Source organism: Plantactinospora endophytica, from assembly GCF_016862915.1.
GTDB classification, from domain to species: Bacteria; Actinomycetota; Actinomycetes; order Mycobacteriales; family Micromonosporaceae; genus Plantactinospora; species Plantactinospora endophytica.
The window spans coordinates 466019-477927 of the sequence record NZ_BONW01000021.1 but is presented as its reverse complement, the minus strand read 5'-3'; the positions used below and the strand labels follow the sequence as shown (position 1 = coordinate 477927).

Annotated in this window: 11 protein-coding genes; 8 read left to right on the top strand and 3 right to left on the bottom strand. The window is 72.9% G+C overall.

Annotation, left to right across the window (positions count from 1 at the left end; translation table 11 throughout):
* Positions 1-36 precede the first annotated feature (36 nt).
* The 3 genes from Pen02_RS23195 to Pen02_RS23185 all read left to right on the top strand — a co-directional run bounded on the left by Pen02_RS23195 (position 37) and on the right by Pen02_RS23185 (position 3368).
* The gene (locus Pen02_RS23195; protein WP_203868160.1) at positions 37-1428 is read left to right on the top strand and encodes an MFS transporter; all 1392 of its coding nucleotides are present in this window, start codon (positions 37-39) and stop codon (positions 1426-1428) included.
* 77 nt (positions 1429-1505) lie between these two features.
* The gene (locus tag Pen02_RS23190; RefSeq protein WP_203868159.1) at positions 1506-1772 is read left to right on the top strand and encodes a winged helix-turn-helix domain-containing protein; all 267 of its coding nucleotides are present in this window, start codon (positions 1506-1508) and stop codon (positions 1770-1772) included.
* A gap of 126 nt (positions 1773-1898) precedes the next feature.
* Positions 1899-3368 carry a pyridoxal phosphate-dependent decarboxylase family protein gene (locus Pen02_RS23185; protein ID WP_203868158.1) on the top strand — a complete coding sequence of 490 codons (1470 nt, stop codon included), beginning with the start codon at positions 1899-1901 and terminating at the stop codon, positions 3366-3368.
* Between the two features lie 85 nt (positions 3369-3453).
* On the opposite strand, the gene Pen02_RS23180 is transcribed toward Pen02_RS23185, so the two are convergent.
* From Pen02_RS23180 to Pen02_RS23170, 3 genes are all read right to left on the bottom strand, one after another.
* Positions 3454-4335, bottom strand: a complete 882-nt coding sequence (locus Pen02_RS23180; RefSeq protein ID WP_203868157.1) for a hypothetical protein — start codon at positions 4333-4335, stop codon at positions 3454-3456.
* Position 4336: 1 nt separating this feature from the next.
* On the bottom strand, positions 4337-4891 hold the full coding sequence (locus Pen02_RS23175; RefSeq protein WP_239141106.1) for a SigE family RNA polymerase sigma factor: 555 nt from the start codon (positions 4889-4891) through the stop codon (positions 4337-4339).
* Positions 4892-5003: 112 nt separating this feature from the next.
* Positions 5004-5957, bottom strand: a complete 954-nt coding sequence (locus Pen02_RS23170) for a hypothetical protein (RefSeq protein WP_203868155.1) — start codon at positions 5955-5957, stop codon at positions 5004-5006.
* A 268-nt stretch (positions 5958-6225) separates the two neighbouring features.
* On the opposite strand from Pen02_RS23170, the gene Pen02_RS23165 reads away from it, so the two are divergent.
* From Pen02_RS23165 to Pen02_RS23145, 5 genes are all read left to right on the top strand, one after another.
* Entirely contained in the window at positions 6226-6972 is a 747-nt protein-coding gene (locus Pen02_RS23165; protein WP_203868154.1) for a lytic polysaccharide monooxygenase, read from the top strand.
* Positions 6973-7075: 103 nt separating this feature from the next.
* Positions 7076-7708, top strand: a complete 633-nt coding sequence (locus Pen02_RS23160; protein ID WP_203868153.1) for a DUF305 domain-containing protein — start codon at positions 7076-7078, stop codon at positions 7706-7708.
* Positions 7709-7797: 89 nt separating this feature from the next.
* The gene (locus Pen02_RS23155; RefSeq protein WP_203868152.1) at positions 7798-8376 is read left to right on the top strand and encodes an NADH-quinone oxidoreductase subunit B; all 579 of its coding nucleotides are present in this window, start codon (positions 7798-7800) and stop codon (positions 8374-8376) included.
* Between the two features lie 142 nt (positions 8377-8518).
* On the top strand, positions 8519-10378 hold the full coding sequence (locus Pen02_RS23150) for a carboxypeptidase-like regulatory domain-containing protein (RefSeq protein ID WP_203868151.1): 1860 nt from the start codon (positions 8519-8521) through the stop codon (positions 10376-10378).
* Positions 10379-10559: 181 nt separating this feature from the next.
* Positions 10560-11876 carry a DUF2252 domain-containing protein gene (locus tag Pen02_RS23145; RefSeq protein WP_203868150.1) on the top strand — a complete coding sequence of 439 codons (1317 nt, stop codon included), beginning with the start codon at positions 10560-10562 and terminating at the stop codon, positions 11874-11876.
* The last annotated feature ends 33 nt before the right edge of the window (positions 11877-11909 follow it).

The window sequence follows — 11909 nt, the reverse complement described above, 5'->3', positions numbered from 1 at the left end:
ACGTCGACCGGCCACTCTCGCGTACGTTCCCGGGCCATGGACGTCGTGCCCGACACCCGCGCCGGTTCCGCCGATTCCGCCGAAACCCCTGGGTTGCCGCGCCGGGTGCACGCCGGGTACGCCCTCGGTTCGCTGGCCACCGGCGCCTTCGGCACGGTACCCGGGCTGGTGCTGCTGCCGTACCTGACCGACACCCTGGGCGTGGCCGCCGGGCTGGCCGCCCTGCTGGTGCTGCTGCCGAAAGCCTGGGACGTGCTGGTGAACCCGGTCGCCGGCCGGATCTCCGACCGGACCCGGTCGCGCTGGGGCGCCCGCCGGCCGTACCTGCTCGGCGGTGGGCTCGGCCTCGCCGTCCTCTTCGCCGCCATCTTCGCGGCACCGTTCCCGCCCGGCCCGGCCGCCGCCGGCTACGTCGCGGTGGCGTTCCTGCTCACCGCGACCGCGTTCGCCTTCTTCCAGGTCCCGTACGTCGCCATGCCGGCCGAGCTGACCGACGACTACACCGAGCGGACCCGGCTGATGACCTGGCGGATCGCGGTACTCGCGCTGGCCATCCTGGTCTCCGGCGCGCTCGCCCCGGTGGTGGTGACCGCCGGTGGCGACGGGGTGGCCGGGCACCGCTGGCTGGGACTCTTCGTGGCGGTGCTGATCGTGGTCGGTGCGGTCGGCGCGTTCCTCGGCACCCGGGCCGCCCCGACCGGAACGGTGGTGGCCAGCGAACCGAGCCTGCGGGCCCAGCTCGCGATCGTCGCCGCCAACCGGCCGTTCCGGCTGCTGCTGATCTGTTTCGTGATCCAGGCGGCCGGCATCGCGACCGTGCTGGCCGGGGTCAACTACTTCGCCGAACATGTGCTGCGCGATCCGGAGACCGGGCCGACGCTGCTCTTCGGCTGCTTCGTCGGGCCGGCACTGCTGGTGATGCCGCTGTGGAGCCGGGCCGGTGCCCGGCTGGGCAAGCCCCGGGCGTTCGCGTACGCGTCGCTGCTCTTCGCGGCCGGCGCGCTGGCCCTGGCCGCCGCGCCGGTACTGCCGGCCCCGGCGGTCTACCTGGTCGTCGCGGCGATCGGCTGCGGGTACGCCGGTCAGCAGGTCTTCGGGATGGCGATGATGCCGGACTGCGTCGCGTACGACACCGCGCGTACCGGCCGCCGCCAGGCGGGAGTCTTCACCGGGGTGTGGACGGCCGGCGAGACCTTCGGGCTGGCCCTCGGGCCGGGCATCTACGGCCTGGTGCTGCAACTGTCCGGATACGTCTCCTCGTCGACCGGTGAGGCGGCGGCCCAGTCCGGTACCGCCCGCGCCGGGGTGCTGATCGGCTTCTCCGTGCTGCCCGCCCTGCTGGTCGGGCTCGCCCTGCTCGCCATGCGCAACTACGACCTCACCCCGGAACGGCTCGCCGCCGCGTCGGATCCCGGTACCGAGCGGTAGCGGGGTCACTTCCGCCAGTCGGTGGCAAGCCGGTCGTACGCCACCCTGGCGGCCCAGCACCTCCCGGTGGGTAGTCGATGCTTCCCTCTGGTGATTCCCTAGAGGTGCCGACCGGAGGGATCACCGTGCCACCGCGCTACCGCTATGAGGAAATAGCCGATGACCTGGAGAAACGGATCGAGGCGGGAGAGTTCCCGCCCGGTTCCAGGCTGCCCAGCCGACGGGAGTTGATCGAGCACTACGGCGTTACGGAGCCGGTGATCGACCGGGCCATGCAGAACCTTCGCGCCAAGGGCATCACGGAGACGCTGCCCGGCGTCGGGGTGTACGTCCGGGAACGCTGACCGTCCCGCTTCGGCCTTCAGCCCGCCACCCCCGCGCGAATCTCCGCGACGACGGCAGGGAACCGTGCCGTGGTCTGCGTGTTTGACGGGCTCGTACGCCATGTTTCGACTGTTACGGTGGCCGCCATGATCGAGGCGTTACCGGCGGAGGGCGTACCCGCAGACAAGGTGCTGGCCGAACTTCGCGACCTGCGCGCCGCGGACCTGCCGACGCACGGTGGCCGGCTCTTCGCCTACGTCTACGACTCGGCCGTGCCGGGGCTGGACGAGTTGGCGAACGCGGCGTACGCGCTGTCGGCGCACGTCAACGGGCTGGACCCGACCGCGTTCCCGTCCCTGCTGGCGTTGGAGAACGCACTCGTCGGCGCGGCTGCCCAACTGCTCGGCGGCGGGCCGGGCACGGCGGCGCCGGGGGTCGTCGGCAGTGTCACCGGCGGCGGCACCGAGTCGCTGATCCTGGCCGTCAAGGCGGCCCGGGACGCCCGCCCCGAGGTGGCCCGGCCCCGGCTGGTGGTGCCGACCAGCGGGCACGCCGCGTTCGCCAAGGCGGCGCACTACCTCGGGGTCGTCCTGGACCAGGTGCCGGTGTCGCCGGAGACGCTGCGCCCCGCGCCCGGGGACGTCGGCGCCGCGATCGGCCCGGAGACCGTACTGGTCGCCTGCTCGGCGCCGTCGTACCCGTACGGGGTGGTGGACCCGGTCGCCGAGATTGCCGAGGTGGCCGCCACGGCCGGGGTGCGCTGTCATGTGGACGCCTGCTTCGGCGGCTGGACGCTGCCGTACCTGCGCCGGCTCGGTGTGCCGGTGCCGCCGTTCGACTTCACGCTGCCCGGGGTCACCTCGATCTCGGTGGACCTGCACAAGTACGCGTACGCGCCGAAGGGCGTCTCCGTGCTGCTGCACCGCGATCCGGAACTGCGCCGGTCGCAGTACTTCGCCTTCGCCGGCTGGCCCGGCTACACCATGGTCAATCCGGTGATCTCGTCCACCCGCTCCGGCGGCCCGATCGCCGCCGCGTACGCCACCCTGCGGCACCTCGGCGACGCCGGTTACCTGACCCTGGCCGAGCAGGCCCTGACGGCGGTACGCGGACTGGCCGGCGCCGTCTCCGAAGTGGACGGTCTGCGGCTGGTCGCCGAGCCGGAGTCGACGGTGGTCTGCTTCACCAGTACCGACCCGGGGCTGAGCCTCTTCGTCCTGGCCGACGAGCTGACCCGGCGCGGCTGGCACACCCAGCCCCAGTTGTCGTACGGCGGCCTGCCGGCCAACATCCACCTCTCGGTGACCGCCTCGGTGGCGCCCCGGGTGGCGGAGTTCGGCGCGGACCTGCGGACGGCGGTGGCGGACGCCCGACGGCTCGGGCCGGTGGAGTTGCCTGCCGAACTGCTGGGCACGCTCGGCGCGCTGACTCCGGAGCAGCTCACCCCGGAACTCGTCGCCGGGGTGGCCGGCGGGCTGGGCCTGGACCCGGCCGCCGCCGGCCGGCCGCCGGAGCGGATGGCGCCGGTGAACACCCTGCTCGACGCCGCACCGATCCCGGTCCGGGAACGGCTGCTCGCCGAGTTCCTCGGCCTGCTCCAGCGCCCCGGCTGGTGAGCGGACGACCGGGCCGAGCCGACCGACGGGGCGGGCCGGTGAGCGGGCCACCGGCTGGCCGAGCCGACCGACGGGAGCCGGTCGGTCAGCCGCCGGTCAGCCGCAGCCGTACCGTGATGGTGTTGTTGCCGGGAGTCTCGTCGGTCAGGAACCTGCCGTCGAGGTTGCTGCGTATGGTCAGTCGGTAGCCGTCGATCGTCCGGGTGCCGGGCGTCGGCGCCACGTCGACGGTGATCGCGAAGGTGCTGGTCTGTGAACCGCCGGACGGGACCCGGCTGAAGCCGGTGCACTCCGAGGTGCGGGTCCGGCTGTCCTGGTCGGTGAAGAAGCAGCCGCCGAACTCGCTGTCGTCGAACCGGGTCTCCACCTCCAGCGGCTCCACCATGGTCAGCCCGTTCGCGTCGTACGGCTGCTCGCCCCGGTTGCGGACCACGATCTGGAGGGTGCCGGCGTACCTGCCGTTGGACGGGGTGAGGGTCACCTCGGCCGGGCCGGTCAAGACCAGGTCCGTCGGCCGGTCCGGCTCGTCCGGTTCCGGGGCCTGGCCGGGGTCCGGGCGGGTCGGCGCCGGATTGGCCGGGGTGTTGCGCGGTGCCGTCGGGCTGGGCGTACCGCTCGGCGTGCCGCTAGCGCCCGGGGACGGCGAACCCGACGGGGTGGCCGACGGCGAGCCGGACGGCGAAGCGGACGGCGCAATGGTCTCCGGCCCGGCGGTGTGGCTCGGGGTGCTGGCGACCGGCGGGTCGGGCGGTCCGGTGCCGTTGGTGCCGAGGATGCCGATCACGCTGCCGGCCACCACCGCCACGGCGAGCGTTCCGGCGGCGGTGACCCGGTTGCGGGTACGCCGGTAGGCGATCCGCCGGGGGGCGTCCGGGTTGGGCTCGACGACCCGGTCGAGCGCGTCGCTGCGGAGGTCGGCGAACGCCGCGTCGAGTCGCCGGATCGTGTTCGGGTCCAGCTCGTCCACGTCAGATCACCTCCATCCGGCTGGTCGGCTCCGGCGGTTTCGGGCCGGTCCCGGCGCTGGCCGGGCGATCGGCACCAGTCTCGCCCAGCCGGGCGGCGAGCGCGATCCGCGCCCGGTGCAGCCAGGACTTGACGGTGCCGGGCGCGACCTCGCACTCCAGGGCGATCTCGTTGATCGACAGGTCCGCCATGTGGTGCAGCACCACGGCCCGGCGCTGGTTCGCCGGCAGGGTCGCCAGCGCCGCCGCCAGGGCCACCCGGTCCGGGCCGGGTCCGGGTACGTTCTCCGGCCGTTGCCGTTCCAGGTATTTCCGGGCGGTACGCAGTCGGCGCCACCGGCTGGTGGCGGTGTTCCAGGCGACCCGGCGGACCCAGGCGACCGGGTCGTCGTACTGGGCGATCTTGTCCCACCGTGGCCAGGCGCGGCTGAACGCCTCCTGCACCAGGTCCTGCGCCTCGGTCATGTCCCCGACGTACGCGTAGAGCTGGACCACGAGGGTCTGGAAGTGGGCCCGGTAGACGTCGTCGAACCGTGGCGCCAACTCCTCAGCCTGCACATTCGTCTCCCCGTGAGCGTTCCGCGTGCCCGCCGGGCGGGTGACCGGCCGGGTTACGACGGAGCCGCCCGGCCCCTGGAGTGCCAGGGGCCGGGCGTCGACGACCGTCATACTAGGCAGCGCCGTCAACGGCGGTGATGGTGAATCCGGTCGTGTTGTCGGAGGGGTCCACATCGGACACCTCGGTGAAGTAGCTGCTGTGCAGCACCACGGAGCCGGTACCGAGGTCACCGGCGGTGGTGCCGACCGGTGCGGTGAACACCAGCTCCACCGAACGCTCCTCGCCCTGCATGAACTCGCCGCCCGGGACCGAGCACCACGGGTAGGCGCAGACGTCCGAGGGCTCGATGCTGTCGAGCTGCACCCCGGCCGGCAGCACCGATTCGAGCTGGAGACCGTCGTGCGGGGCGTCGCCCTCGTACCGGACGGTGACCGGGAGCCGGCCGAGGTAGCTGCCGTCCGGCTGGCGTACCAGGGTGGCCGAGCCGGCGGCGACCGACGCGTCGGTCTGGGTGTCCTGCACGTAGGGCCTCGGGTTGCGCAGCGAGCCGGTGGTGGACCGGAACACCGTGTCGAAGCCCTTGGTGATGGTGAGCGGCTGGGAGTCGGTGGTGGTCACGGTGACCGCGCCGCCGGCCGCCGACATCGCGTACGCCTGGGTCTCGGTCAGCACCTCGAACTCGATGGTGTGCGTACGGTGGTCGCCGCCCTGGATCTGGTCCCAGCAGTCGATGTTCCGGCGCAGCTCGCCCGGCCGCTCCCCGTAGAAGCAGGGCATGCCGAAGTCGATGTCCTCGAAGGCGCCGGCGACCGGCTCGACGATGCTCACCGACAGGTCCGCCGTCCCGGTGCCCCGGTAGGAGATCGTCAGCGGCACGCTGCCCCGGTAGCCCCGGTCGGTCGGTTCGAGCACCAGCCGGCCGACGGTGACCGAGGTGTCCCGCTGCTGCGGCAGCAGGCCGTCCCGGGGCGCGGCCTGCGCGGCCGGCGCCATGGCGAGAGTGGCGACGGCGGTCGCGGCACCGAGTACACCGGCGGTCAACCGGCGGGTCCTGTTGCTGCTCATGACTGTCCTCCAATTCCACATTGGACGGGCGGTCGGTCCCCCCGTTCCCTGTTGCGGGCAAGACACGTCGATCCCCGGAGACCGGTTGCACCCCGGTTCCTGTCGGCTGGCCGACACCTCGCAACCGGGCCGGGGGACGCCGGTCGCCGGGTCGGCGGGTGACCCGGGTTGCCGGCAATCCATCGACGAATGTTGCCGGTGGGTATTTACTGTTAAGAATCTTTCTTTTATGTTGAGGAGACCTTCCCGATGAAGTAAGGAGCCCACGATGCGAAGAACCGTGGTCCTGGCGGTGACGACGGTGGCGACCGTCCTCTCCGCCCTCCTCGTGGCCCCGCAGGCCGCCCAGGCGCACGGGTACATCTCGTCGCCGCCGAGCCGTCAGGCCCTCTGTGCGCAGCGGGCGGTGTCGTTCGACTGCGGTCAGATCCAGTGGGAGCCGCAGAGTGTCGAGGGCCCGAAGGGGCTGCGCAACTGCCACGCCAACATCGGGCACTTCGCGGTGCTCAACGACGACAGCCGGCCCTGGCCGGCCACCTCGGTCGGGCAGACGGTCAACTTCAACTGGGTACTGACCGCCCGGCACGCCACCAGCCTCTGGGAGTACTACATCGGCGGCTCCCGGATCGCCGTCTTCGACGACGGTGGTCGCCAGCCCGGCGCGACCGTCCAGCACACCGTCAACATGGGCGGCCGGAGCGGCCGGCAGAAGCTGCTGGCGGTCTGGAACGTCGCCGACACCGCGAACGCCTTCTACGTCTGCGTCGACCTCCAGATCGGCGGCGGTGGAGGCAACCCCAACCCGAACCCCACCCCCACCCGGACGAACAACCCGACCACCCCGCCGCCCACCACCGCACCGCCGCCGGCCGGCGGAACCTGGCGGGCCGGTACGGCGTACCAGGTCGGCAGCCAGGTGACCTACGGCGGCGCGACGTACCGCTGCCTCCAGCCGCACACCGCCATCGCCGGCTGGGAACCGCCGAACGTCCCGGCGCTCTGGCAACGCGTCTGACGCCACCCCGGCGGGACGTACCCGTCGCGGATACGGACCCGTACCCCCTGCGGGTCCGTATCCGCCACAGGTCCGCTGCCGGGCCGTACCTGGAGACGAGGGCATGAACCGCTTCCGCCGTACCCTGATCGTCGCGACGCTGGTGCTGCTCGGCGGCTGCGCGCCCGGTCCGGCCGGGACCGGTGTCCCGGTCGCGGCCCCGGCCCCGCCCCCGCCCGGCGCCACCCCGACCGGAGCCGCCCCGGCGGCGACCGCGCCGAGCGGCGAGTTCAACGACACCGACGTGATGTTCCTGCAGATGATGGTGACCTCGCACGGCCAGGGGCTGGCGCTGGTCCGGCTGGCGCCCGAGCGGGCGGAGCGGGAGGAGTTGAAGATCCTCGCCGCCGCGATCGACGTCACCCAGGAGTCCGAGCAGCGGACCATGCGGGACTGGCTGACCGGCTGGGGCCGGACCACCTCGGCGGACCCGGACGCGAACGTGCACGCCGAGCACGGCGGCCTGCCGGTACTCGGGCCGGCGCAGCTCACGGCACTCTCCAAGAGCAGCGGCACGGCCTTCGAGACCGACTTTCTCAACCTGCTGATCGGACACCAGCACAGCGCCGTCGAACTGGCCCGGATGGAGACCAAGTCCGGCGTGCACCCGGAGGTACGCGAACTGGCCCGGCGGATCGACGTGTCCCGGACCGCCCAGATCGACCAGATGCTGGGGATGCTGCCGAAGGCCGGTTAGTCCGGGTGGGATCACCCGGTCGGCGCCGGTCCTGCGGTCCCCGGTCCTGTGGTTCACTGTCGGGTGGGCGACGGGGAAGGAGGCCGGCCGTGCAGCTACCCGCGGTGCTCGGTGAACCGATCCGGTTCGTGCTCAACTGGGGCCGGCGCTACTCGCTCTGGGTCTTCAACTTCGGGCTGGCCTGCTGCGCGATCGAGTTCATCGCGACCAGCATGGGCCGGCACGACTTCATCCGGCTCGGCGTGATCCCGTTCGCGCACGGTCCGCGCCAGGCCGACCTGATGGTGGTCTCCGGAACGGTCACCGACAAGATGGCCCCGGCGATCAAGCGGCTCTACGACCAGATGCCCGAACCGAAGTACGTCATCTCGTTCGGCGCCTGCTCGAACTGCGGCGGCCCGTACTGGGACTCGTACTCGGTGACCAAGGGCGTCGACCAGATCATCCCGGTCGACGTGTACGTGCCGGGCTGCCCGCCCCGCCCGGAGGCGCTGCTGCACGGGATCCTGCGGTTGCAGGAGAAGATCGCTGCCGAGCGCTCCGGCATCGGCGGGGGGGCCCGCCCCGACGAGCTGGCGTCGCCGGTCGACCGGCCCGACGCGCCGTCCCCGCGCAGCGCCGCGTCGCTGACCGCGCCACCGGTACGACCGCCGGCCGCCGATCGCTGAGGCCCGACCGAGCCACGCATCGGTACCGATAAGTGCCTGATCTGCCGGAATTCGCAGGTTGACCGATTGAGGCCCGTCGAGGCCGTTTTGGTGATTACTCTCCCGGCTCATGGGAGTGCGTTGGGTAACGGGTGGGGCTGGAGTGCTGGCAGTGGTCCTCGGCCTGCCAGCCGTACCGGCGGCGGCCGTACCGACGGTGACCTCGCCGTCGGCCGGCTACACCGGGACGGTCAGCAACGAGGACGGTCGGCCGGTGGCCGGCGCCTGCCTCGCCCTGCTGCGCGGCGAGACCGAGGAACAGGCGACCTTCTGCACGGACGCCGCCGGCCGGTACACCATCGCCGGGGTGCCGACCGAACTCGGCTACCGGGTCCGGGTGACCGCGTCCGGCTACCGCACGCACTGGTGGCCCGACGCCCCGGACTACCCGAACGCCGAAACCGTCTACCTGCCCGACAGCGCCATGGAGCGGCGGGACGTGCTGGTCGGCCTCGGTGCCGGCATCGCACGGGGCCGGGTGGTGGACGCGGCCGGAGCCCCGACCGACGCCACGGTCGGCGTCTGGGCCGTCGACCGGGACTGGCACGCGCTGGCGTACGCCACGGCGGCCGGGGACGGTCGGTACGAGATCCGCAACCTGGCGCCGGGGCGCTACCAGGTCTCGATCTTCAACGACCTGTACGGCACCCAGTGGCTGCCCGGCCAGGAGAGCCGGGCGGGCGCCGGCACCTATCCACTGGCCGACGCCGAGGTGCTTACCCTGGACGAGGACTGGCTGCCGCTCGGCACCGTCGAGGTCCGGCTCACCGACCGGGCGACCGGGGCGGCCGTACCCCGGCCGTGCGCCCGGATCGAGACCACCGCGCGGACGCTGGAGAGCTGCGGCGCCGCCGGGCTGGTCCGGCTCGGTCAGGTCCCGCCCGGCCGCTGGACGGTGGCCGTCACCGCCGCGCCCTCGCACTTCCCGCCCGCCGAGCCGGCACCTGTCGAGGTGACCCGGGGCGCGGTCACCGGACTGACACTGGCGCTGGCACCCGGTGCCGGGCTGACCACCACGGTCCGGGACGCGGTCGGCGGCGGACCGCTCGACCGGGTCTGCGTCCGGCTGGTGGCGCCGAGGTGGGGCGGCCAGTCCGCCGGCCAGGACGGCTACTGCTCCGACGGTACGGGCTGGCTGGCGATCGGCCCGCTGACCGGCTCGGCCGCCGTGCAGCTCTACGCGTACCGGGCGAACGACCCGTACGACCGGACCACCCGGCGGTACGGCGCCCAGTGGGTCACCCCGAGCGGCGGTACCGGCGACCAGCGGCTCGCCTCCCTGTTGCAGATCCGGGCCGGCCGGACCGACGCCATCCCGCCGATCCTGATGGACCCGCCCGGGGCGATCAGCGGCACCGTCACCGACGCGGTGACGGGTGCGCCGGTGCCCGGGGTATGCGCCTACCCGTACGCGTTCCGGCCCGACCAGGGCAGCGGGCACGGCCGGCACTGCTCGGGACCGGACGGCCGCTACACGATCGACGAACTCGGCCCGTACTCCTGGCCGGTGCAGTTCGTCCCGCCGGTCGGCAGCGGGTACGCCTGGCAGTGGTCCGGCGACGCGGCCGACCGGTTCGGCGCCCGGCCGACCCGGGTACCCGTCGACGGTACCGCCACGGTGCCGGCCCGGCTGGTGGTCGGCGGCACCCTGACCGGCACGGTCGCCCAGGACGGCGCCGCGACCGGGGCCGGGTACGTCTGGACCTACCACCACCGCACCGGGGACGTCGCCGGGGCGGGACCGGCGTACCCCGGCCCGGACGGCCGGTTCACCCTGCCCGGTCACCGCGACCAGCAGGTGTACGTCGAGTACGGCGAGTCCGGCCGCACCTGCTGGTACGGCGCACCGTCCGGCGGCAACAGCGCACCGGCCGTCGCCAGCGCGGTCGGGGTGACCGCCGGGCGCGCCACGACGGTCGCGTTGGACCTGGTCAGCACGTGTGCGCCCCGGCCCGGAGGTTAGCCGCGCCAGAGCGGGCCGGCCGATCCCGCGCCGGCTGATCCACGGCTCGGAGCCGGCCTGGACGCGGCCCGTGCGGCACCGGCGCCGTCAGCCGCGCGGGACCAGGTCCGTTAGCCGCGCCACAGCGGGGCGGTTACCGGGACCACAGCCAGGGGTGGCGGGCCGGAACTAGCCTTCGATCATGGCAACCAACCCCGGCCGGCGGGCAGAGTGGCTGGTCGACGTGCTGACCGCCGAGTTCGGCGAGTCGATGGCCGTCGACCCGGCCGCGTTCCGGCGCAAGTTCCGGAAGATGGCGGCGTCGCCCTTCGCGTTCTACCGGGGCAGCGCCTCGGTCTTCTACGCCGACCTCGTCGAGGACTTCGCCGACGACCGGTTCCTCGACGGCCGGACCAGCCGGGTCTGGATCCACGGCGACCTGCACGCCGAGAACTTCGGCACCTACATGAACGGCTCGGGGCAGCTCGTCTTCAACGTCAACGACTTCGACGAGGCGTACGTCGGGCCGTTCTCCTGGGACCTGAAGCGGTTCGCGGCCAGCGTGGCGCTGCTCGGGTACGGCAAGGCGCTCTCCGACGACGCCATCGGCGACCTGGTCACCCGGTTCGCCACCGCGTACCTGACCGAGCTGCGGGCGATCGCGGCCGGCGGTGACGACGCGATCGGGTCGATCCGGCTGGACAACGCCGACGGGGTACTGCGCCGGGTGCTCCAGCAGGCCCGGCTGCGTACCCGGGTGGACCTGCTCGCCCAGCAGACCACCGTCGACCAGTACGAGCGGCGGTTCTCGCTCGGCGAGGGCGTGTACGAGGTCGACCGGGACGTCCGGGATGCCGTGCTGACGGCGTTCGAGCACTACCTGGACACGCTGCCGCCGGTCAATGCCGAGCACCGTCCGGTGACCATGCAGATCAAGGACGTGGTGCTGCGCAAGGGCGTGGGGATCGGGTCGGCCGGGCTGCCGTCGTACAACCTGCTGCTGGAGGGGCACACCCAGGCGCTGGAGAACGACGTCGTGATCTACATGAAGCGCGCCCAGGTGCCGGCGGTGGCCCGGCACGTCACCGACGAGGGGGTACGCGGCTACTTCCGGCACCAGGGACACCGGACGGCCGAGTCGCAGCGGGCGTTGCAGGCACACGCCGATCCGTGGCTGGGCTTCACCGAGCTGGACGGGCACGGCCAGCTCGTCGCCGAGGTCTCCCCGTACGCCGCCGACCTGGACTGGTCGGACGTGAACGAGCCGGAGGAACTGGCCGGGGTGCTCGGCGACCTGGGTCGGGCAGTGGCCCGGATGCACTCGGTGGCGGACGACGAGTCCAGCCACGATCTGGTCGACTTCTCCACCGAGGAGGCGATCGTGGCGGCGGTCGCCGCCGACGAGGCCGGGTTCGTCGCGCACCTGGTCGACTTCGCCCACGCGTACGGCGACCGGGCCCGGCAGGACCACCAGATCTTCGTGGACCTGTTCCGCAACGGCCGGCTGCCGGGACTGTAGCCGGACCGCCGCCGAGTCGATTCCGTCGGTCGG

Bases quoted from the DNA above. Each gene is read 5' to 3' on its own strand.
- Pen02_RS23195 (WP_203868160.1), top strand. From the start codon at position 37: ATGGACGTCGTGCCCGACACCCGCGCCGGTTCCGCCGATTCCGCCGAA.
- Pen02_RS23190 (WP_203868159.1), top strand. From the start codon at position 1,506: ATGCTTCCCTCTGGTGATTCCCTAGAGGTGCCGACCGGAGGGATCACC.
- Pen02_RS23185 (WP_203868158.1), top strand. From the start codon at position 1,899: ATGATCGAGGCGTTACCGGCGGAGGGCGTACCCGCAGACAAGGTGCTG.
- Pen02_RS23170 (WP_203868155.1), bottom strand. From the start codon at position 5,957: ATGAGCAGCAACAGGACCCGCCGGTTGACCGCCGGTGTACTCGGTGCC.
- Pen02_RS23165 (WP_203868154.1), top strand. From the start codon at position 6,226: ATGCGAAGAACCGTGGTCCTGGCGGTGACGACGGTGGCGACCGTCCTC.
- Pen02_RS23160 (WP_203868153.1), top strand. From the start codon at position 7,076: ATGAACCGCTTCCGCCGTACCCTGATCGTCGCGACGCTGGTGCTGCTC.
- Pen02_RS23145 (WP_203868150.1), top strand. From the start codon at position 10,560: ATGGCAACCAACCCCGGCCGGCGGGCAGAGTGGCTGGTCGACGTGCTG.